Here is a 22672-nt window from a genome sequence, read left to right as displayed (position 1 = left end):
TCTCTTTTTTGTCGCTATACAAATCAGAAAGGACAAATCAATTTACCGCAAAATAAATTGCCCTCTCATAGCAGAGAAGAACTATTCTTGATGTATCATTTCAGGTTAACCCTCAATAATCATCGCAATCCCCTGCCCTCCCCCAATACAAAGGGAGGCAATGCCATATTTCTTCCCGCTTCGTTTCAGCTCCTTTGCCAATGTGTAGAGCACCCTTGTTCCACTGGCTCCAATCGGGTGACCCAAAGCGATAGCGCCCCCATTGACATTGACCTTTTCCCGATCTAAGCCAAGCACTTTTTCAACAGCTAAATACTGGGCAGCAAATGCCTCATTTACTTCTATTACATCTATATCATCCAAGGTAAGATTGGCTTTTTTCAAGGCCTGCTTTATCGCAGGCACCGGCCCAATTCCCATATATTCCGGTTCCACGCCCGCAACTCCCCAGGATACGATTCTTGCCAGAGGCTTTACCTGATGCTGCTCTACGTAGTGCTCATCGGCTACAATAACTGCTCCAGCGCCATCATTAATCCCGCTGGCATTCCCTCCTGTCACCGTTCCATCCTTCTTAAAAGCACCCTTGAGCCCCGCAAGCTTCTCCACCGTCGTATTCTCACGGATATGCTCATCCGTATTTACAACTGTTGTTCCTTTTATGGACGTTAACTCCACCGGAATGATTTCCTCCTCCAGCTTTCCTGCTTTCTGTGCTTTTGCAGCCCGTTGATGGCTCAAACAAGCATATACATCCTGCTCTTCACGGGAAATATGATATTTCTCTGCTAAATTCTCTGCAGTAACCCCCATCCCCGAACCAATATATTCATCGGTTAAAGCTGCCCAAAGCATGTCATCCACCTGAGGTGTTTTTAATTTTGTCCCAAACCTGCTGCCCCTTAATGCATAGGGAGACTGACTCATATTTTCTACTCCTCCAGCCAGTGCCACACTTGCCTCGTTGAGTAAAATGGATTGTACGGCCGAGACGACAGACTGCAAGCCGGAACCGCATAAACGGTTGACCGTCAAAGCAGGACTGGCTAACGGCAGCCCTGCCTGCAGGGCTATATGTCTGGAAAGATAGGGCGCATTCTTTTCGGAATGAATGACATTTCCCAAAACGCTCAGATCAATAGCGTCGGCCGGTATTCCGCTGCGGCGAATCGCCTCCTTACTTACAGCTATACCTAATTCAGCAGGACCGATATCCTTCAAACTGCCTCCGAATGTGCCAAAGGGCGTTCTTGCACCTTCGATCAAATAAACATTTGTCATTTTTTTCTCACCTCTTCTTTTTATTATTGGGCTGTATAGCCGCCATCTAATGCAATTGCCTGACCCGTAACCCCCTTTGCTTTATCACTGGCTAAGAACATGACATAATCCGCCACCTCCTGCACATCTAAAAGCCGTTTTTGCGGCACCAATGGGTATAATACTTCTTCCAGTACTTTTTCAATTGGCACACCACGATTTTTTGCCAAATCCTCAAACTGTCCGCGTACCAGCGGCGTGTCGACATATCCAGGGCAAATCGCATTCACCGTAATCCCATCTGCCGCTCCTTCTAAAGCAGACACCTTGGTCAAACCGATTACCCCATGCTTGGCACTGTTATAAGCCGCCTTCCCCGCAAAACCAATCAGCCCATTAATCGAAGCCATATTAATAATCCGTCCAAAGCCCTGCCTTTTCATCAGCGGGAAAATAAGCTTGGTTGCCATAAATGGAGCAACCAGCATGACCTTTGTCATAAACTCAAACTTTTCAGTCGGAAAATCTTCAATAGCAGATACATGCTGTAACCCTGCATTGTTAATTAAAACGTCGATTCTGCCATACTTTTCTTCTGTGTAATCCAAAGCCTGTTTAAGCTCTTCTTCACTGGTAACATCGCATTTCAGCCCAATACAGTCATGGCCCTTCTTCTTTAAATCCTCCGAAGCCTCCATTACCTTCTCTTCATTCACATCTGACAAAGCTACCTTTGCACCGTTTTTTGCAAACGCACTGCCAATTTCATACCCAATGCCGCTTGCTGCACCTGTTATAAAAACTACTTTATTTTCTACCATATATAATCCCCCTCGCAATACTGACGCTTAATAAAGCTCTATTTTATATTCAATAACTTCAGCTTTCCAAGTAAAGAGGTTAATAAGCTTCTGTTTGTAAATCCTCGCTAATCTGGAGCTCCGCCTCTGTTGACGCTGCAACTTCTTCTGGCGTCCACCCTTCCGCTACTTCGACAAGTACAAGACCGCCTTTCTCCACATCTATTACTGCCCGATCGGTAATGATTCGATTAACGACCTGTTTGCCAGTTAAAGGCAAGCTGCATCTTTTTAAGATCTTCGGCTCATTATGCTTATTGACATGATCCATAATAACAACGATTTTTTTCGCTCCATGGACAATATCCATTGCTCCGCCCATGCCTTTGATCATTTTTCCCGGAATCATCCAGTTTGCCAAATCCCCGGCTTCAGAAACTTCCATACCTCCCAGGATAGCAAGATTTAAATGTTCTCCCCGTATCATTGCAAATGACTCCGCATTACTAAAATAGGATGCACCGTTTTGAGCTGTAACCGTTTCTTTTCCGGCATTAATCAAATCCGGATCAACCTCCGTTTTTAAAGGAGACTTTCCTATCCCGAGCAGCCCATTTTCTGATTGAAGGACAACCTGTTTCCCTTCCTGAATGTAGTTAGCAACCATGGTAGGCATTCCAATCCCTAAGTTAACGTAGTAACCGCTTTTAATTTCTTTTTCAGCTCTCCTGGCAATTCTTTCTCTGACAGATGCTTTATCTAATTGTTTAACCATTTTCTTCATCCTCCTTAACCTCGTTTACATTTCCTGCCGTAACGTCAGACGTTCAATTCTTTTCTCCTGTTTCCCTTCAATCATTCCCTGAACATAGATTCCCGGCGTATGAACATGATCTGGATCGATAGAACCTGTTTCAACCAGCTGCTCTACCTCTGCAATGGTTACTTTTCCTGCAGCAGCCATCATCGGATTAAAGTTTCTCGCTGTCTTATTGTAGACTAAATTTCCGGCATCATCTCCGACAGCGGCTCTGATTAAGCTGAAATCTGCCTTTAATGCAGTCTGCAGCAAATATTCTTTTTGATCAAAAATACGTACCTCTCCATTTTCAGCAACAGGGGTTCCGACTCCAGCCGGTGTATAAAACGCAGGAATACCTGCCCCGCCTGCCCGAATCCGTTCTGCCAGCGTACCCTGAGGTGTTAATTCTACCTCTAATTCTCCTGCCAGCACCTGCCGCTCAAATTCTTTATTTTCTCCAACATAGGAACCAATCATTTTATCTATCTGCTTATTTTTTAAAAGTAATCCCAGTCCCCAGTCATCTACGCCACAATTATTTGATATAACTGTAAGGTGTTTAACCCCTGAATCCACCAAAGCCAAAATAAGGTTCTCCGGAATACCGACCAGCCCAAACCCTCCTACCATAATCGTGGACCCATCCTGAATATTTTTTACAGCGTCTTCAAAAGATGTATAAATTGTTTTCATCTGCATCTCACCCCTCCACAGTACAGTAGCAAAAAACATGCCAAAAATAATTAAACAGAAGAATAGAGGATAACCAACGAAATAAGCCGATAAGCAGAAGGCCTGCATTCCAGATTTATGGAATACAGGCCTTCTGCTATTATCTACGTATTTGTAAGCGATTACATGGATAGGGTTTTAATTTTTCCGGATTTACGGAATCTATTCCACGTTTCTGGAATCTATAAGCCATACTTTTTTATTTTCTCATAAAAACTCGACTTGCCGATTCCAAGTAAGTCAGCAGCTTTCATCTTGTCTCCATTCGATTTTTGGATAGCATGTATCACAGCTTGTTCTTCTGCTCTGCTCAAAATTTCTTTCAGCCCCATGCCTTCTTCCGTTATATAGATGCTTTGCTGCATATGATCAGGCAGATCTTCTAATTCAATCATTTCCGTATTGGTCAGATGTACTGCAGATTCAATCACATTCTCCAGCTCGCGGACGTTCCCCGGCCAATCATAGTGCATAAAGAAATGCATTACCGCATCACTGAAGCTGACTACTCGTTTCCCTATACGCTGTGTGATTTTCCTCAGCAAAAACTTCGCCGTTACCCGGATATCTTCCGCTCTCTCCTTTAGCGGAGGAATTTTAATGGAAATTACATTGATCCGGTAATAAAGATCCTCCCGAAAACGGTTTTCCTTTATCAGCTCTTCAATTGACTGATTGGTTGCAGAGATAATTCGGACATCGATTTTCTGTGTCTTTTCCGTTCCAACCGCTTCAATCTCTCCTTCTTGCAGGGCACGAAGAATTTTTACCTGTGCCGTTAATGGCATATCTCCGATTTCATCCAGGAAGAGTGTTCCGCCATCAGCCAGTTGAAATTTCCCTCGTTTTCCTTCTTTTTTAGCACCGGTAAATGCGCCGCCTTCATAACCAAATAATTCAGACTCCAGCAAATCTACCGGGATAGCCGCACAGTTCACTTTTATAAATGGCTTGGCACTGCGTTCGCTCAAATGATGGATACTATGTGCAAATAGCTCCTTTCCTGTTCCGCTGCCTCCCTCTAATAATATTGAAGCATCACCAGATGAAACCCTTTTGATCTTTTCCTTAATATCATTTATTTGGACCGAACTGCCGACAATATCATTTAATGAGTAAGTCGCCCCTCTTGGATTACGCAGCTTTTTCTGATAGTTTTCAATTTCTAATAACAACGCCTTCACATGGGAGTTCATTTTCTTCCATTCTTCAGTATCTTTGTACAGCACAGTCCCGACAGCTCCAACTAGGTTCCCTTCAGCAAACAGCGGGATACGATTTGCAATCATATGATTCCCTTTTATATACTGCAGATCTGCAATTTCTTCTGTCCCCGTCTCTGCGACAATATGCATTCTTGTATTTTCAATAACCTCGGTGACATGCTTACCCAGCACATCATCTAATGCTACTTCAATGAAATCACAGTAATTTTTATTTAAATAAGTAATCAATCCCTCTCGGTTGACGACAACAAAGCAAAAATTGGTTTTTTCAAATACAGCTTCGATAATCTCTTCTCTGTACTTATTATTAAAAAGCATCTTCTCTCTCCCATCACAAAACTCCCGATTATATCTCCAATTCGGTAACACGTATTTTCATTAACTGCTCTTTTATCATAACAAATTCCTATCTATTGGAGGAGCTGTTTTTTTATCTAACTTTTTATATCGTATGGCAGTTACACCACAGCCTTATTCCTTTATTACATATCGCCATCTTAACATGCACCACGAAATAAAAACTAAAAATAATAATCAATAATAAACGAAATATATTGATATAAAACGAAAACTGTATTACTATTAATTTAATACTCATTTTGTTTATTCACTTTAAAAGCGCCTTCTGAATGATGTATTTCATGATCGTTATTTCGTTTTACAGATAAAAATTCTAAAGGAGTTGGCAGTTATGAATCAATTCATTCAAGAATTTCTGCATGTTACCGAGTCCGCAGCACTTGCAACATATCCTTGGATTGGCACAGGAAATAAAATAGAAGCTGACCAGGCAGCTACAGATTCGATGCGTACGCAGCTAAATAAAATCCATATGGACGGGGAAATCGTTATCGGGGAAGGAGAAATCGACGAAGCACCTATGCTGTTTATCGGCGAAAAAGTAGGTACCGGGCACGGGAAAGGTATCGATTTGGCTGTTGATCCAATTGACGGGACTACTTCTACTTCTAAAGGAAAAAATAACGCGATTGCCGTCATTGCCATTGCAAAGAAAGGTGCACTGCTCCATGCTCCTGATATGTATATGGAGAAGATTGTAACCGGACCAGAAGCAGCCGGTAAAATCAATATTGATTTTACTCTGGAGAAAAACTTGCGTATCATTGCAGAGGCCAAAGGAAAGAAGCTGGAAGAATTAAAATTGATTACACAGGACAGAGAACGACACAACCATTGGGTGGAAGAGGCACGCGCTTTAGGTGTCCGAACAGAATTGTTTGAAGAAGGAGATATTATTCCGGCCATTTCAACATGCATACACCGGCAGGGCAACGCTGACTTATTTATTGGCATCGGCGGTGCACCCGAAGGCGTTTTGGCAGCAGTCGGAGTAAAAAGCTTAGGCGGAGAAATGCAGGCAAGGTTGCTTCCGAATACAGATGAGCAGTGGAATCGTTGCGTATCCATGGGGCTCGCCCGCCCTAATGAAGCACTTTCTCACCATCAGCTGGTTAATACAGATGAATGCGCTTTTATCGCTACGAGTATAACCAGCAATATGCTTTCACAGGGAATTGAAAATAATCAAGATGTCTTTATGACACATTCTATCGTTTTAAATGGATTAGATAAATGCTTTCGCCATATCGCAACAGAGCACCCTAAAGTTACTGTATAATATAAAAAAAGAACCTTCGATAATCAGCTGATAATTTATCGAGGGTTCTTTTTTATTAGGAACAGAAAGACAACGTCGTCACGCCGCCTTCCTGTATGAAAAGCATTTATTATTTTTCGATAGTAGATACAACGCCAGATCCAACTGTACGTCCACCTTCACGGATAGAGAAACGAGTTCCGTCTTCAATCGCGATTGGTGCAATAAGTTCTACTGACATTTCGATGTTATCTCCAGGCATTACCATTTCAGTTCCTTCTGGAAGCGTGATTACTCCAGTTACATCCGTTGTACGGAAGTAGAACTGTGGACGGTAGTTAGAGAAAAATGGAGTATGACGTCCACCTTCATCTTTTGATAATACATAAACTTCTGCTTTGAAGTTTGTATGTGGAGTGATTGAACCAGGCTTAGCTAGTACTTGTCCACGGTTGATATCTTCACGGGAAACACCACGAAGCAGTGCACCAATGTTATCACCAGCTTCAGCATAGTCAAGAAGCTTACGGAACATTTCTACTCCTGTTACAGTAGTTTTAGAAGATTCTTCGTTGATACCGATGATTTCTACTTCATCTCCAACGCGAACTTCTCCACGCTCAACACGGCCTGTAGCAACAGTACCACGACCAGTGATAGAGAATACGTCCTCAACTGGCATCATGAATGGTTTATCTGTATCACGTTCTGGAGTTGGAACATATTCGTCCACTGCAGCCATTAATTCAACAATTTTTTCTTCATACTCTTCATCGCCTTCAAGTGCTTTAAGAGCAGAACCTGCGATAACTGGTACATCATCACCAGGGAAATCATATTCAGATAATAGATCGCGAACTTCCATTTCTACTAATTCAAGCAGCTCTTCATCGTCTACCATATCTGTTTTGTTAAGGAATACTACGATAGAAGGTACCCCAACGTTACGAGATAATAGGATATGCTCACGAGTTTGTGGCATTGGGCCATCAGCAGCAGATACTACAAGGATAGCTCCGTCCATTTGTGCAGCACCAGTGATCATGTTTTTAACATAGTCAGCGTGACCTGGGCAGTCAACGTGTGCATAGTGACGAGTTTCTGTTTCGTACTCTACGTGAGAAGTTGCGATTGTAATTCCGCGTTCTTTCTCTTCTGGAGCACCATCAATTTGGTCATAAGCCATTGCAGTGCCATCACCATTTCTTTTTGCCATTACTGTAGTGATTGCAGCAGTTAAAGTTGTTTTACCATGGTCAACGTGACCAATTGTTCCAATGTTTACGTGACTTTTCGAGCGGTCGAATTTTTCTTTAGCCATTTATAGTTCCTCCTTTAAATATATAGCAATTTTTTATGTGCCAGGAAATCGTTAAAAATTTCCCAGCCTTTATTAAATGTTATACGTCAGATTGAAGAAAAAATCAATTATTGACCTGCATTTTTCTTGATAATTTCTTCGGTAATGCTTTTAGGTGTTTCTTCATAGTGGTCAAAGTGCATGGTGTACACTCCGCGACCTTGCGTGTTTGAACGTAATGCAGTTGCATAACCAAACATTTCAGCAAGCGGTACGAACGCTTTAACTACCTGAGCAGTTCCGCGTGCTTCCATACCTTCTACACGTCCACGTCGAGATGTTACATCACCCATGATGTCTCCCATGTATTCTTCTGGGACAACAATTTCTACTCTCATCATTGGCTCAAGCAGAACTGGGTTACATTTGTTTTTAGCAGCTTTTAATGCCATAGAAGCAGCTACTTTAAACGCCATTTCGTTGGAATCGACATCATGATAGCTTCCATCATATAATGTAGCTTTTACGTCGATTAATGGATATCCGGCAAGGACACCATTATCCATGGATTCTTCGATACCTTGTTGAACAGCCGGGATGTATTCACGAGGAACAACACCACCAACGATATTGTTAACAAATTCAAATCCAGCGCCTTCTTCGTTTGGCTCAAATTTAACCCAAACGTGACCGAACTGTCCGCGTCCACCAGACTGACGTACGAATTTACCTTCTACTTCAGCAGCAGCACGGAATGTTTCTCTGTAAGAAACTTGTGGAGCACCAACCTGTGCACCAACTTTAAATTCACGTTTTAAACGATCAACAATGATATCTAAGTGAAGCTCACCCATACCAGAGATGATTGTTTGCCCAGTTTCAGGGTTTGTTTCTGTACGGAAAGTTGGATCCTCTTCCGCAAGTTTAGCAAGAGCAATCGCCATTTTATCTTGGTCTGCTTTTGTTTCTGGTTCAATCGCAACCGAGATAACCGGCTCAGGGAATTCCATAGACTCAAGAATAACAAGATCCTTTTCGTCGCATAGTGTATCACCTGTTGAAGTATCCTTCAAGCCTACCGCTGCAGCAATTTCGCCAGCATACGCAACCGAAATCTCTTCACGGGAGTTTGCGTGCATTTGCAGGATACGTCCAATACGCTCACGCTTATCTTTTACAGAGTTCTTCACGTAAGAACCTGATTTAAGTGTACCAGAGTACACACGGAAGAATGTTAATCTACCAACATAAGGATCTGTCATTACTTTAAATGCTAATGCAGAGAATGGGCCCTCATCAGAAGATTGACGAGTTACTTTTTCTTCTGTTCCCGGAACAATACCTTCAATTGGAGGTACGTCTGTTGGAGCAGGAAGATAATCGATAACCGCATCCAGCATTAACTGAACACCTTTGTTTTTAAATGCAGAACCGCAAAGTACCGGATAAAAATCAACATTCAACGTAGCTTGACGAATTGCATTTACAAGCTCCTCTTCAGAGATTTCTTCTCCTTCAAGATACTTCATCATAAGCTCTTCATCTGTTTCGGCTACGCCTTCAATCAAGTTAGCACGCAGCTCTTCCGCTTGGTCTTTCAATTCATCAGGAATTTCAGTTGTTTCTGATTTCTGCCCTAAATCATCTAAATAGATGTGAGCTTCCATCTTAATCAAGTCGATAATTCCGTTAAATTCATCTTCAGCACCAATTGGCATTTGAATTGGATGTGCGTTTGCACCAAGGCGTTCTTTTAATGTATTCGTTGAATACAAGAAGTCAGCGCCTGTTTTATCCATTTTGTTAATAAAAACAATACGAGGAACACCGTATGTTGTCGCTTGACGCCATACTGTCTCCGTTTGTGGTTCTACACCTGATTGTGCATCAAGTACAGTTACCGCACCATCAAGTACACGAAGGGAACGCTCAACTTCAACAGTGAAGTCCACGTGTCCAGGTGTATCGATAATGTTTATACGATGGTCATTCCAAGCAGCAGTTGTTGCAGCGGAAGTAATCGTGATTCCACGCTCCTGCTCTTGTTCCATCCAGTCCATTTGTGAAGCACCCTCGTGGGTTTCACCAATTTTATGAATACGTCCTGTATAGAAAAGAATACGCTCAGTAGTTGTTGTTTTTCCCGCATCAATGTGCGCCATAATACCGATATTACGTGTCTTTTCCAAGGAGAACTCTCTAGCCATGTATTCTTCTCCTTCCTATAAAAAGCTTTTGTTAGATTTATATTACCAACGGTAGTGAGCGAATGCTTTGTTCGCTTCTGCCATTTTATGCATATCTTCTCTTCTCTTAACAGCAGCTCCTGTGTTATTAGAAGCATCAAGAATTTCATTAGCAAGACGTTCTTCCATTGTTTTTTCTCCGCGCAGACGGGAGTAGTTAACAATATAACGTAATCCTAAAGCTTGACGACGTTCTGGACGAACCTCCACTGGTACTTGATAGTTTGAACCACCAACACGGCGGGCGCGTACTTCAAGTACTGGCATAACATTTTTCATTGCCTGCTCAAAAACTTCCATTGCGTTTTGGCCGCTTCTTTCAGCAACTAATTCAAACGCATTATAAAGGATTTTTTGTGCTTTACCACGCTTACCATCAATCATAATTTGATTAATGAGACGTGTAACTAATTTTGAGTTATAAAGCGGATCTGGTAATACATCACGCTTTGGTACTGGACCTTTACGAGGCATTGTACATCCTCCTTTCCTTCATATGAGTAATTTTATTTATTTTTTCTGTTTCGGTTTTTTCGTTCCGTATTTTGAACGACCTTGCATACGGCCTTCTACTCCAGCAGTATCAAGTGCACCACGTACAATGTGATAACGTACCCCAGGCAAGTCTTTTACACGACCGCCGCGGATAAGAACAACACTGTGCTCCTGCAGATTGTGACCAATTCCAGGAATGTATGCAGTTACCTCCATATTGTTAGACAAACGTACACGCGCATATTTACGAAGTGCAGAGTTTGGTTTCTTAGGAGTCAGTGTACCTACACGAGTACATACACCACGCTTTTGCGGAGCGTTCTCATCAGTCATTTTCTTTTTAAAGCTGTTATAACCTTTATTAAGTGCTGGTGAGTCAGATTTCTTTGACTTTGACACACGGCCTTTACGCACTAACTGATTAATTGTTGGCATTGCATTTTCCTCCTCTCAATTTCAATTTAGTAATCAAATAACAACCTTTTGTAATACCACACATCCAGGTGGTTCATTTTTAGTGATAAAAAAATCTCTCACAAATCAATGCGAAAAATGATTTACCTTATACTCAGATTGTTTTTTGTTATTATAATTTAGCATAAACCGAAGTTCCGATTAGGCTCTGCTCTGAAAATTACTTTTGCAAGCATAATCAGAAGCACCTTGAATATAGTACCACCCTCAATATTGTTTGTCAATATATTCATGGTATTTTTTTAGACTGCTTTCAAAAATAGCGCACTTATTTATTATCAGGAGGGAGAGGCCCCCTCCTGATTGCATATTATACTCTTTGAGTGCTTTCTTCGTCTGCGACTTCTTCATCTGATTCCGGCGCATCAAGCTCTGCTTCTAACGTACGGTATTGAGGCATCCCTGTACCAGCTGGAACAAGTTTACCAATGATAACATTCTCTTTTAAGCCGAGAAGTTCATCGCGTTTTCCTTTAATAGCAGCATCTGTCAAGACACGAGTCGTTTCTTGGAAGGATGCAGCTGATAAGAAGGAATCTGTTTCAAGCGATGCTTTGGTAATACCAAGTAATACCGGGCGTCCTGTTGCAGGCTCTGTACCTTCTTTAAATACCTTGTGATTTGCATCTCGGAATTGGTGCAGTTCAAGCAGGGAACCTGGCAATACTTCTGTATCTCCAGAGGATACAACACGGATTTTACGAAGCATCTGGCGAACCATTACCTCCACGTGTTTGTCTCCAATTTCTACCCCTTGCATACGATATACACGCTGTACTTCCTTCAGCAAGTAGTCTTGAACACCTTCTACACCTTTCACTCGAAGAAGTTCTTTTGGATCAACGGAACCTTCTGTAAGCTCTTGGCCGGCTTCCACTTGATCTCCTTCTTGAACTTTCATACGGGCGTTGTAAGGAACGGCATAGCTGCGCTGTTCTACATTCCCTTGGATAACAATTTCTTGTTTATCCTTCACTTCCTTCATTTCCAGAACGGTACCGGCAACTTCTGTAATGACTGCCTGCCCTTTTGGATTACGGGCTTCAAACAACTCTTGTATACGCGGTAAACCTTGTGTAATATCGTCTCCGGCAACCCCGCCTGTATGGAAGGTACGCATTGTCAGCTGTGTACCCGGCTCACCGATAGATTGAGCTGCGATAATTCCAACCGCTTCCCCAACCTCTACGTCGGAGCCTGTAGCTAAGTTACGGCCATAACATTTCTGACATACGCCATGTTTTGTGTTACAAGTGAAGGCAGTACGAATAATGACTTCCTCGATACCGGCTTCCACAATAGCTTTTGCCTGGTCTTCGTGAATAAGTTCATTTTTCTCTACAATGACTTCTCCTGTTTCCGGATGTGCCACATTCTCGAATGCCGTTCTGCCAATCAAACGATCTAGAAGCGGTTCAATCACTTCTGAGCCGTCTACGAGTGCAGCAACCTTCAAGCCGCGATCCGTTCCGCAATCTTCCTCACGAATGATAACATCCTGTGCCACATCTACAAGACGGCGGGTCAAGTAACCTGAATCGGCTGTTTTCAGTGCTGTATCGGCAAGACCTTTACGAGCCCCGTGCGTGGAAATAAAGTATTCCATTACTGTTAGTCCTTCACGGAAACTTGATTTGATTGGGATTTCAATGATTTTACCAGATGGGTCAGCCATCAATCCACGCATACCAGCAAGCTGGGTGAAGTTTGATGCGTTACCACGGGCACCGGAATCACTCATCATATAAATTGGATTTCGGTTGCTCAATGAGCCCATCAAGCGATCCTGAATAACATCTTTCGCTTCTGACCAGATGGCAATAACACGGTCATAACGCTCTTCTTCTGTAATCAGACCACGACGGAATTGTTTTAACACTTTATCTACTTTCGATTGTGCTTCATCTAAGATACCCTGTTTTTCAGCAAGTACAACGATATCTGAGATACCAACTGTCATACCGGCTTTTGTAGAGTAGCTGAAGCCTAAATCTTTCATACGGTCAAGCATTTTAGAGGTTTCCGTGATTTTGAATCGCTTGAATACCTCAGCAATAATATCACCTAAGAAGCCTTTCTTAAATGGCTTAACCTCTTCACGGTTTTTAATTTCCTCTTTAATGTCTGTACCAGGATCAATAAAATAATTTTCTGGTGTTTTTTCTTCTAAATTCCCTTTTGTAGGTTCATTCATGTAAGGGAAAGAATCCGGAAGAATTTCATTAAAGATCAGCTTACCAACTGTTGTTAACAATAGCTGGCTATTTTGTTTTTCTGTAAATGTTTTATTGTTTAAGCTGGATGCTTGCACTGCAATGCGTGTATGCAGGTGAGCATACCCAGTTTGATAAGCAATTAATGCTTCGTTTGTATCTTTGAAGTAAGAAGCTTCTCCAACAGCACCTTCACGCTCTAAGGTAAGGTAGTAGTTTCCAAGTACCATATCCTGTGATGGTGTAACAACTGGTTTCCCGTCTTTCGGGTTAAGAATGTTTTGTGCTGCCAGCATTAAAATTCTTGCTTCTGCCTGAGCCTCTGCTCCAAGCGGAACGTGTACTGCCATTTGGTCTCCATCAAAGTCAGCGTTATATGCGGTACATACAAGCGGATGCAGACGGATGGCACGGCCATCGACCAATGTAGGTTCGAATGCCTGAATACCTAATCTGTGAAGCGTTGGTGCACGGTTAAGCAGTACCGGGTGTTCTTTAATAACGTCCTCCAGAACATCCCATACATCAGGGTGCACTCTTTCAATTTTTCGCTTCGCTGATTTAATGTTGTGAGCAAGGCCTCTGGATACGAGTTCTTTCATAATGAATGGTTTGAACAGTTCTAATGCCATCTCTCTTGGCAGACCACACTGGTACATTTTCAAATGCGGTCCAACAACGATAACGGAACGGCCGGAATAGTCAACACGTTTACCTAACAGGTTTTGACGGAAGCGCCCCTGCTTCCCTTTCAGCATATGAGAAAGAGATTTCAACGGACGGTTACCTGGTCCTGTTACCGGACGGCCGCGACGGCCATTATCGATCAAGGCATCTACAGCTTCCTGTAGCATCCGTTTTTCGTTCTGAACGATAATGCTTGGAGCACCTAAATCGAGCAGACGTTTTAAACGGTTATTACGGTTGATTACACGACGGTAAAGGTCATTTAAATCTGAAGTAGCGAAACGTCCGCCGTCTAATTGAACCATTGGACGAATTTCTGGAGGGATAACCGGAAGAACATCTAAAATCATCCAGCTTGCTTCGTTTCCAGAATTACGGAATGCTTCCATTACTTCCAAGCGTTTGATTGCACGAGTACGACGCTGACCATGAGCTGATTTCAACTCTTCACGCAGTGCATCCACTTCTTTTTCTAAATCAAGATCTTGCAATAGTTTGCGGATAGCTTCTGCTCCCATTTGAGCTTTGAAGTTATTGCCATATTTATCATAATAAGAGCGGAACTCTTTTTCAGACAGCAATTGCTTTTTCTCAAGCGGCGTGCTTCCCGGATCTGTTACGATATATGCAGCAAAATAGATAACTTCCTCTAATGCACGGGGAGACATATCCAATACTAATCCCATACGGCTTGGGATACCTTTGAAGTACCAAATGTGTGATACCGGTGCAGCAAGTTCAATATGTCCCATACGTTCGCGGCGCACTTTCGCTTTGGTCACTTCTACGCCACAGCGGTCACAGACAACACCTTTGTAACGAACGCGTTTATATTTACCACAGTGACATTCCCAATCCTTCTGCGGGCCAAAGATACGCTCACAGAATAAACCGTCTTTTTCTGGTTTTAACGTACGATAGTTAATTGTTTCTGGTTTTTTCACTTCACCGTAAGACCAAGAACGAATCTTTTCTGGTGAAGCAAGCCCTATTTTCATGTACTCAAAATTATTTACATCCAACAAGGGGCAATCCTCCCTTTTACAAGTTAAGAAAGTTTGAGAAAACCTGGCTTATCGTCATGTCTCGGCGAAAGTCGGGGATTTTCTTAAATCAGGTTTCGTTTTTATAGAAAGCGCAGAATGGTTCTAAGGAAAAGGAACTCCTACGTAACCCGCATCTGCGGGCAACGTAGAAGTCACCCTGACACGTGAGAAGTGAACCATTACTGCACAAATTTTTATTGATTAAGCGGTTCTTCCACTTCAATGTTAAGCTTCGTGGATGTTTGGCCTTCCTCATCTTCCAGTTCACGCATATCAATCTCATCTTCGTTACTGGAAAGCATCTTCACGTCCATACCAAGACTTTGAAGTTCTTTGATGAGTACTTTAAATGACTCAGGAACACCCGGCTCTGGCGCATTATCCCCTTTTACGATTGCTTCATAGGTCTTCACGCGTCCAACGGTATCATCTGATTTAACCGTTAAGATTTCTTGAAGTGTGTATGCAGCACCGTAAGCTTCTAATGCCCAAACCTCCATCTCACCAAAACGCTGTCCGCCGAATTGTGCTTTACCGCCAAGCGGCTGCTGCGTTACGAGAGAGTAAGGTCCAGTTGAACGAGCGTGCAGCTTATCATCAACCATGTGTGCAAGTTTAATCATATACATGACACCTACAGATATGCGGTTGTCAAAAGCTTCTCCTGTACGTCCATCATAAAGAACGGTTTTCGCATCTCTCGGCATGCCGGCTTCTTCAAGTGTTTCCCAAACATCTTCTTCTGTCGCTCCATCGAATACCGGACTTGCTACATGCAGTCCGAGCTGTCTTGCAGCCATTCCTAAATGCAGTTCAAACACCTGTCCGATGTTCATACGTGATGGTACCCCTAACGGGTTCAACATAATGTCGATTGGTGTACCGTCCGGCAAGAATGGCATATCCTCTTCCGGTAAGATTTTGGAGATAACCCCTTTATTACCGTGACGCCCTGCCATCTTATCGCCTTCATGAATTTTACGTTTTTGAACAATATATACACGAACTAGCTGATTCACACCTGGTGGTAACTCATCGCCATCTTCACGATTAAAGATTTTCACATCTAAGACGATGCCGTCGCCGCCATGAGGAACGCGCAGGGAAGTATCTCTTACTTCACGCGCCTTCTCACCGAAAATCGCATGTAATAAGCGTTCTTCTGCGGAAAGCTCTGTCATTCCTTTTGGTGTTACTTTTCCTACCAGAATATCACTGTCTGTTACTTCTGCACCGACACGGATAATTCCTTGTTCATCAAGGTTTTTAAGCGCATCTTCCCCAACGTTTGGAATATCTCTTGTGATTTCTTCAGGCCCCAGCTTCGTATCGCGGGATTCTGATTCAAATTCTTCAATGTGAATAGAAGTATATACATCATCTTTTACAAGACGTTCGCTCATAATGATAGCATCCTCGTAGTTATAACCTTCCCAAGTCATAAAACCTACAAGAACGTTTTGACCTAATGCTAATTCACCGTCTTCCATAGAAGGACCATCTGCAAGAACTTCTCCTTTTGTCACACGTTCTCCTTCTGCAACAATCGGGCGCTGGTTATAGCAAGTTCCCTGGTTAGAACGTTTGTATTTCTGTAAACCATAACGATCTAAATCGCCTTCTACTTCTTTTCCATCTACTTCTGAAATACGGCGCACCATAACGGTTTTGGCTTCCACACGCTCGACAATTCCATCATGACGGCAGATAACAGCAGCACCAGAGTCTTTCCCGTTGACATATTCCATACCAGTTCCAACAATTGGCGCCTTTGGATTCATCAAAGGAACAGCCTGACGTTGCATGTTTGCTCCCATTAGTGCACGGTTGGAGTCATCATTTTCCAAGAATGGAATACATGCAGTCGCTGCGGATACAACCTGTTTTGGTGATACGTCCATATAATCAATTCGATCGCGTGACACAATAATGTTATCTTCACGGAAACGAGCGATAACTTCATCATTCACAAAGAAGTTATCATCATCTAATTGTGAGTTAGCCTGTGCAACAATATAATTATCTTGTTCATCCGCTGTCAGATAATCAATCGTATCTGTTACTTTCCCAGTTTCAGGGTCAACACGACGATATGGTGATTCAATAAAACCAAACTTATTCACTCGCGCATAACTGGACAGCGAGTTAATAAGACCGATATTCGGCCCCTCTGGCGTCTCAATCGGACACATACGGCCATAGTGAGAATAGTGAACGTCACGTACTTCGAATCCGGCACGCTCACGTGTCAAACCACCTGGTCCAAGTGCTGACAGACGACGCTTATGCGTTAATTCGCCCAACGGATTGGTCTGGTCCATAAACTGTGATAGCTGTGAGCTTCCAAAGAATTCTTTAATGGATGCAATAACCGGACGAATATTGATCAATTGCTGTGGTGTTACGCTGGAAGTGTCCTGGATAGACATTCTTTCACGAACAACACGCTCCATACGGGATAATCCGATACGGAATTGATTTTGAAGTAATTCGCCGACCGAACGCAGACGGCGGTTCCCCAAGTGATCAATATCATCTGTGTCCCCTACTTGATGAAGCAGATTAAAGAAATAACTGATAGAAGCTAAAATATCAGCTGGTGTGATATTTTTAATTTCTTTTGTTACTTCCCCATTTCCGATAACAGTTAGTTCACGTTCTCCGTTCGGATCGGTTGGATCAAGAATTTTCACAGATTGTACTGTGATTTCTTCTTCCAGCACACCGTCATGCGGAGTGATTGCTTTGTCTCCGAAACGATCTTCTTCGCGCTCAAGATATGGAAGAATCTTATCTAATAATTTTCTTTCCAAACGGTCGCCTTTATTCGCAATGACTTCTCCAGTTTCAGAATCAACAACAGGCTCTGCAAGCACTTGGTTGAATAAACGATTCTTGATATGGAGTTTTTTATTCATTTTATAACGTCCCACATGCGCTAAATCATAGCGTTTCGGGTCAAAGAAGCGAGATACTAATAGACTCTTCGCATTATCTACTGTCGGCGGTTCGCCAGGGCGAAGTCGCTCGTAGATTTCTAAAAGAGCTTTCTCTGCATTCTCTGTGTTATCTTTTTCTAACGTATTTCGTAAATATTCGTTTTCGCCTAACAAATCAACAATCTCTTGATCTGTACCAAATCCTAAAGCTCTTAACAGAACAGTAATTGGTAATTTACGAGTACGATCAATACGGACATAGGCAACATCTTTTGCATCTGTTTCAAACTCTAACCATGCTCCACGGTTTGGAATAACTGTTGTTGCAATGCCGCGTTTCCCATTTTTATCAATTTTTTCGTTGTAATAAACACTCGGTGAACGCACAAGCTGTGATACAATAACACGCTCTGCGCCATTGATAATAAATGTTCCTGTGTCTGTCATTAATGGGAAATCACCCATAAATACTTCTTGTTCCTTTACTTCTCCGGTTTCATTATTGATTAAACGAACCTTCACGCGAAGGGGAGCATTGTATGTCACGTCTCTTTCTTTTGCTTCGTCTACAGGATATTTCGGATCACCCAAACTATAATCCACAAACTCAAGTGATAGATTTCCTGTAAAGTCTTCAATCGGAGAGATATCCTGGAACATCTCCCTTAAACCTTCTTCTAAGAACCATTCATAAGAAGCGGTTTGAATTTCGATTAGGTTAGGTAATTCTAACACTTCATTAATACGTGCATAGCTCCTGCGTTGGCGGTGCCGTCCATACTGAACTAGTTGACCTGTCAACTGCTTCACCCCTTAAATCATCCATTTTAGTAGTTGTTTCTACAAAATGTAACTCATATTTAAAAGAACGTCTGAATAAATCATCTGTTCTTTAAAAAATAAAACTATAAACTCATTATCCTATCATTCGCATCCTTTATCACTTTCCCTCTCTATGGCTTATTTTTCATAAAGATAAAACTTTCTTTTCGCTCATTGAAAAATATAGCCTTTCCAAGGATGTTGTGATTTTAGATTGTGCAGATGAAAGAATTTTGATAAACTATAGAAAAGCGATTTGTCGAACCTTTGTTTTTCCCGATTCTACAAGCCTTTCCCATTTATAAAGATTTTATACGTCCAGCCTGGAAAAATGCGCTAGGCAAACGTACCCTAATCTTAGCATCTTCCAATCTTAGCATATCCCCATTTATTAGTCAAACTTTTTCGCTCGCAATATAAAATAACCTTTTTTCTTTACCACTACTTCTACATTACCAAAAATCTCTTCCAGTTTATCTTTCGCAGATGGCGCTCCCTGCTTTTTCTGAATAACCGCCCATAAATCTCCTTGATTGGATAAATGACCCCAGGCTTCTTCAAAAATAGCATGCACCACTTTTTTACCGGCGCGTATCGGCGGGTTTGTCACAATGGAAGCAAATCTTTTTTCATGTAATTGCTGATATAAATCACTTTGAAGAATCGTTGTATTGGAGATTTTATTGATTTCTGCATTTTTTCGGGCCAATTCCACAGCACGTTCATTCACATCAACCATAAAAATCTCTCTGTTTGAAAAGTCGGAGGCTAAGGATAAGCCGATTGGCCCGTATCCGCATCCCACATCTAATATTGGTCCATCAACCTCGGGCTCCTGAAAAGATTCAATAAGCACCCTTGATCCAAAATCCACTTCATTTTTTGAAAAGACGCCAACATCACTCGTAAATTGAAACGTCTTCCCCCGCAGGTCAAAAGACCAGCTTTGCGGCAGCGATTTTGCTTGAGGCTGTTTAGAATAATAATGCTCCATCATATGGATCCGCACCCACTTTATATGAATTAAGAAAAATACCTGGGCCGCGATCGTACACTTCCTAATCATAGGGCGATGTTCGTTACAGCCAAAACCACTAACTTACATCTAGTACAAGCAACCCAAATGTTTTCTGATTTAAAAAAAGGCCACCTGTTCAACTAAAAAACATTCTCGTATATAAACTTGAACTTTTTCTAGTGACAAAAGTGACCTTTATGGTTTCGTGATAAAAGAGCCCGCCTAAAATACGACGAGCTCTTTTTCTTATATTTGCTAAATTATTTAACTTCTACAGAAGCACCAGCTTCTTCAAGTTTACCTTTAATTTCTTCAGCTTCTTCTTTAGATGCTCCTTCTTTAATTGCTTTAGGAGCGTTATCTACTAAGTCTTTCGCATCTTTCAAGCCAAGTCCAGTGATTTCACGAACTGCTTTAACAACTTTGATCTTAGATGCACCAGCATCGTTAAGAACAACGTCAAATTCTGTTTTTTCTTCTTCAGCAGCACCGCCGCCAGCAGCACCTGCTGCAGCAACTGGAGCAGCAGCTGTTACACCGAACTCTTCTTCGATTGCTTTTACTAAATCGTTTAATTCAAGTACAGTCATTTCTTTAATTGCACTGATCATTTCTTCGTTTGTCATGATTAAAATCCTCCTAATAATAAGTTTGTTTTTATTTGTAAGCAAGCATATGGTTTTATCATAAATTTACTCTTAAGCTAGAGATATAGCTGTCCAGCTCCGAGCGCCAAACTTTAGAGATTTCACGTCGCACCCTACGATAAAGCAGACTTACTGATTGGCAAGCCGACAGGCGAAGGCAGAAGTAAAGTCGCACTTATGCCCTGCGGGTGAAAGTCATCATCGGTTCGTTACCTCACCGTGATTCCTTTATCTCAGGTACGCCGCTCCAATCTCTACGTTTTTAAACGGGCGCTCTGCACTTTTCGTTATTAAACCGGTTGGTGTATTATGCACCTTGTTCTTCTTTTTGCTCTGCAACAGCTTTTGTAGCATAAGCAAAGTTGCGGATTGGAGCTTGAAGTACGCTAAGCAGCATAGATACCATACCTTCGTAGTTTGGCAGGTCTGCAAGCTCTTTGATTTGTTCAAGTGAAGCAACGCTTCCTTCAATAACACCGCCTTTAATTTCTAAGGCATCATGGTCTTTACTGAAGTTATTCAAGATTCTCGCTGGAGCTACTACATCTTCACTGAATGCAATGGCATTCGGTCCAGTTAAGACTTCACTAAGCTCATTCAGTTCTACAGATTCTACCGCACGGCGAACCATCGTATTTTTATATACTTTGAATTCAACACCTGCTTCACGAAGTTCTTTACGAAGTGCAGTAACCTCTGAAACGTCAAGACCGCGATAGTCAACTACTACTGCAGATTGGCTATTGCGAAACTTATCTGCGATTTCCTCTACTAATTGTTTCTTCTGTTCAATAATCCCTGACATCTTTCCACCTCCTAATAACAGTCCCTATTATTACACCGTTCGAACGTGCTTTTCTATTAAAAAAGCTCCCATGCAGACATGAGAGCTTACTTAGATTGGCAAAACGGTTTGCCTTTCTATAAATAAACACCTCGGCAGGCTGATTAAGCTCTCAAGAGCCCCTGCTGTCTACGGTATAACATTCGATTTTATTAAACCGAAAATTAGTATATCGAACGTTGGCTTAAAAGTCAACTACTAATTAACGGAAGTTTGAAACGTCAACTTTGATTCCTGGTCCCATTGTAGATGCAATAGAAGCATTTTTAAGGTAAGTTCCTTTAGAAGACTGAGGTTTCACTTTCACAAGCTGATCTGCAAGCGCAGCAAAGTTTTCTACTAATTTCTCGTCACCGAAAGAAATTTTTCCGATTGGAACATGGATATTAGCAGATTTATCAACGCGATATTCTACTTTACCAGCTTTAATGTCTTGAACAGCTTTTTCTACTTCAAAAGTTACTGTTCCTGTTTTAGGGTTTGGCATTAAACCTTTTGGTCCTAAAACACGGCCTAATTTACCTACTTGAGCCATCATATCCGGAGTAGCAACAATCACATCAAAATCGAACCAGCCTTGGTTGATTTTATTAATATAATCTTCTTCTCCAACATAATCTGCACCAGCAGCTTCTGCTTCTTTCGCTTTCTCACCTTTAGCAAATACAAGAACGCGTTGTGTTTTACCAGTACCATGCGGTAAAACCATTGCTCCGCGGATTTGTTGATCTGCTTTTTTAGGATCTACACCAAGACGAAAAGCAGCTTCTACTGATTCATCAAAGTTTGCTTTTGCAGTCTTTTTTGCAAGCTCTACAGCTTCTTTTATTTCATATGCTTTTGTACGATCAATCTGCTTTAAAGCTTCTTGATGTTTTTTACCATATTTAGCCATATTAATTATATCCTCCTCTTTTGTGGTTATAACGGTTGTACCTCCCACGAGACAAGAGAATTACTCTTGTCCAGCACGCGAATCATCTATCGATTTATTCTTCTCCCGAATAAGGCTGCGGATGAAAACAGCCGCAACCTTTTAACTACAAAACGTTTGTCTACGGAATACTGAATCAGTCTTCGATGGTGATTCCCATACTGCGCGCAGTACCTTCAACCATGCGCATTGCCGCATCAACATCAGCTGCATTTAAATCCGGCATTTTTGTTTCAGCGATTTCTTTTACCTGGTCGCGTTTTACAGTAGCGACTTTGGTTTTGTTAGGTTCACCTGAACCAGACTCGATTCCAGCTGCTTTTTTAAGTAGCACTGCTGCCGGCGGAGTCTTTGTAACAAATGTAAATGAACGATCCTCGAATACAGTGATTTCTACAGGGATAATTAAACCTGCTTGTTCTTGTGTTCGAGCGTTAAATTCTTTACAGAATCCCATAATGTTAACACCTGCTTGACCTAGAGCCGGCCCAACCGGTGGTGCTGGATTTGCTTTTCCCGCAGGAATTTGCAATTTTACTAATTTGATTACTTTTTTAGCCACGAGACAC

17 protein-coding genes and 1 other annotated feature are annotated in these 22672 nt (G+C 41.9%); of the genes, 1 reads left to right on the top strand and 16 read right to left on the bottom strand.

Features of this window, described 5'->3' with window-relative positions; all coding sequences use genetic code 11:
* Nucleotides 1-105: 105 nt before the first annotated feature.
* The 5 genes from MKX55_RS00680 to MKX55_RS00660 form a co-directional block, all read right to left on the bottom strand.
* Entirely contained in the window at nt 106-1281 is a 1176-nt protein-coding gene (locus tag MKX55_RS00680) for a thiolase family protein (RefSeq protein ID WP_339235346.1), read from the bottom strand.
* Nucleotides 1282-1304: 23 nt separating this feature from the next.
* Nucleotides 1305-2081: a 3-hydroxybutyrate dehydrogenase gene (locus tag MKX55_RS00675; RefSeq protein ID WP_339235344.1), complete on the bottom strand. Its 777-nt coding sequence runs from the start codon at nt 2079-2081 to the stop codon at nt 1305-1307.
* Between the two features lie 79 nt (nt 2082-2160).
* A complete protein-coding gene (locus MKX55_RS00670) occupies nt 2161-2835 on the bottom strand; it encodes a 3-oxoacid CoA-transferase subunit B (protein ID WP_339235342.1) in 675 nt (224 codons plus the stop codon).
* A gap of 24 nt (nt 2836-2859) precedes the next feature.
* Complete coding sequence (locus tag MKX55_RS00665) at nt 2860-3555, bottom strand: CoA transferase subunit A (RefSeq protein ID WP_339185065.1); 696 nt, start codon at nt 3553-3555, stop codon at nt 2860-2862.
* A 221-nt stretch (nt 3556-3776) separates the two neighbouring features.
* Entirely contained in the window at nt 3777-5138 is a 1362-nt protein-coding gene (locus MKX55_RS00660; RefSeq protein WP_339181404.1) for a sigma 54-interacting transcriptional regulator, read from the bottom strand.
* Between the two features lie 373 nt (nt 5139-5511).
* Here MKX55_RS00660 and glpX point away from each other — a divergent pair, with 373 nt between their 5' ends.
* The gene (gene glpX / locus MKX55_RS00655) at nt 5512-6459 is read left to right on the top strand and encodes a class II fructose-bisphosphatase (RefSeq protein WP_339235340.1); all 948 of its coding nucleotides are present in this window, start codon (nt 5512-5514) and stop codon (nt 6457-6459) included.
* 109 nt (nt 6460-6568) lie between these two features.
* Here the strand turns inward: glpX and tuf are convergent, their stop codons facing one another.
* From tuf to rplK, 11 genes are all read right to left on the bottom strand, one after another.
* On the bottom strand, nt 6569-7759 hold the full coding sequence (gene tuf / locus MKX55_RS00650) for an elongation factor Tu (protein WP_042530767.1): 1191 nt from the start codon (nt 7757-7759) through the stop codon (nt 6569-6571).
* Nucleotides 7760-7866: 107 nt separating this feature from the next.
* The gene (gene fusA, locus MKX55_RS00645) at nt 7867-9945 is read right to left on the bottom strand and encodes an elongation factor G (protein WP_339181397.1); all 2079 of its coding nucleotides are present in this window, start codon (nt 9943-9945) and stop codon (nt 7867-7869) included.
* A gap of 42 nt (nt 9946-9987) precedes the next feature.
* Nucleotides 9988-10458 (bottom strand): 30S ribosomal protein S7, encoded by a 471-nt coding sequence (rpsG, locus tag MKX55_RS00640; protein ID WP_040985105.1) that lies wholly within the window; start codon nt 10456-10458, stop codon nt 9988-9990.
* Between the two features lie 36 nt (nt 10459-10494).
* On the bottom strand, nt 10495-10914 hold the full coding sequence (gene rpsL, locus MKX55_RS00635; protein ID WP_042530761.1) for a 30S ribosomal protein S12: 420 nt from the start codon (nt 10912-10914) through the stop codon (nt 10495-10497).
* A 349-nt stretch (nt 10915-11263) separates the two neighbouring features.
* A complete protein-coding gene (gene rpoC / locus MKX55_RS00630; protein ID WP_339235338.1) occupies nt 11264-14878 on the bottom strand; it encodes a DNA-directed RNA polymerase subunit beta' in 3615 nt (1204 codons plus the stop codon).
* 215 nt (nt 14879-15093) lie between these two features.
* Nucleotides 15094-18639 (bottom strand): DNA-directed RNA polymerase subunit beta, encoded by a 3546-nt coding sequence (gene rpoB / locus MKX55_RS00625; protein ID WP_339181393.1) that lies wholly within the window; start codon nt 18637-18639, stop codon nt 15094-15096.
* A gap of 412 nt (nt 18640-19051) precedes the next feature.
* Complete coding sequence (locus MKX55_RS00620; RefSeq protein ID WP_339181391.1) at nt 19052-19657, bottom strand: class I SAM-dependent methyltransferase; 606 nt, start codon at nt 19655-19657, stop codon at nt 19052-19054.
* A 281-nt stretch (nt 19658-19938) separates the two neighbouring features.
* Nucleotides 19939-20304 (bottom strand): 50S ribosomal protein L7/L12, encoded by a 366-nt coding sequence (rplL, locus tag MKX55_RS00615; protein ID WP_042530753.1) that lies wholly within the window; start codon nt 20302-20304, stop codon nt 19939-19941.
* Between the two features lie 328 nt (nt 20305-20632).
* Nucleotides 20633-21130 (bottom strand): 50S ribosomal protein L10, encoded by a 498-nt coding sequence (gene rplJ, locus MKX55_RS00610; RefSeq protein ID WP_339181389.1) that lies wholly within the window; start codon nt 21128-21130, stop codon nt 20633-20635.
* A gap of 49 nt (nt 21131-21179) precedes the next feature.
* Nucleotides 21180-21322, bottom strand: a sequence feature (ribosomal protein L10 leader region).
* 49 nt (nt 21323-21371) lie between these two features.
* Nucleotides 21372-22064, bottom strand: coding sequence for a 50S ribosomal protein L1 (gene rplA, locus MKX55_RS00605; RefSeq protein ID WP_339181387.1), 693 nt, complete (start codon nt 22062-22064; stop codon nt 21372-21374).
* A 175-nt stretch (nt 22065-22239) separates the two neighbouring features.
* Nucleotides 22240-22665, bottom strand: a complete 426-nt coding sequence (gene rplK / locus MKX55_RS00600) for a 50S ribosomal protein L11 (RefSeq protein WP_042530747.1) — start codon at nt 22663-22665, stop codon at nt 22240-22242.
* Nucleotides 22666-22672 lie beyond the last annotated feature (7 nt).

The sequence above is a fragment of the Oceanobacillus sp. FSL W7-1281 genome, from assembly GCF_037969835.1.
Lineage (GTDB): Bacteria > Bacillota > Bacilli > Bacillales > Amphibacillaceae > Oceanobacillus > Oceanobacillus oncorhynchi.
Note: the sequence above shows the minus strand (reverse complement) of the source record. Positions and strands in the feature narration are given on the sequence as shown.

Excerpts from the sequence above, each read along its gene's own strand:
- MKX55_RS00680 (WP_339235346.1), bottom strand. The coding sequence starts at position 1,281 with ATGACAAATGTTTATTTGATCGAAGGTGCAAGAACGCCCTTTGGCACA.
- MKX55_RS00675 (WP_339235344.1), bottom strand. The coding sequence starts at position 2,081 with ATGGTAGAAAATAAAGTAGTTTTTATAACAGGTGCAGCAAGCGGCATT.
- MKX55_RS00670 (WP_339235342.1), bottom strand. The coding sequence starts at position 2,835 with ATGGTTAAACAATTAGATAAAGCATCTGTCAGAGAAAGAATTGCCAGG.
- MKX55_RS00665 (WP_339185065.1), bottom strand. The coding sequence starts at position 3,555 with ATGAAAACAATTTATACATCTTTTGAAGACGCTGTAAAAAATATTCAG.
- MKX55_RS00660 (WP_339181404.1), bottom strand. The coding sequence starts at position 5,138 with ATGCTTTTTAATAATAAGTACAGAGAAGAGATTATCGAAGCTGTATTT.
- glpX (WP_339235340.1), top strand. The coding sequence starts at position 5,512 with ATGAATCAATTCATTCAAGAATTTCTGCATGTTACCGAGTCCGCAGCA.
- tuf (WP_042530767.1), bottom strand. The coding sequence starts at position 7,759 with ATGGCTAAAGAAAAATTCGACCGCTCGAAAAGTCACGTAAACATTGGA.
- fusA (WP_339181397.1), bottom strand. The coding sequence starts at position 9,945 with ATGGCTAGAGAGTTCTCCTTGGAAAAGACACGTAATATCGGTATTATG.
- rpsG (WP_040985105.1), bottom strand. The coding sequence starts at position 10,458 with ATGCCTCGTAAAGGTCCAGTACCAAAGCGTGATGTATTACCAGATCCG.
- rpsL (WP_042530761.1), bottom strand. The coding sequence starts at position 10,914 with ATGCCAACAATTAATCAGTTAGTGCGTAAAGGCCGTGTGTCAAAGTCA.
- MKX55_RS00620 (WP_339181391.1), bottom strand. The coding sequence starts at position 19,657 with ATGATGGAGCATTATTATTCTAAACAGCCTCAAGCAAAATCGCTGCCG.
- rplL (WP_042530753.1), bottom strand. The coding sequence starts at position 20,304 with ATGACAAACGAAGAAATGATCAGTGCAATTAAAGAAATGACTGTACTT.
- rplJ (WP_339181389.1), bottom strand. The coding sequence starts at position 21,130 with ATGTCAGGGATTATTGAACAGAAGAAACAATTAGTAGAGGAAATCGCA.
- rplA (WP_339181387.1), bottom strand. The coding sequence starts at position 22,064 with ATGGCTAAATATGGTAAAAAACATCAAGAAGCTTTAAAGCAGATTGAT.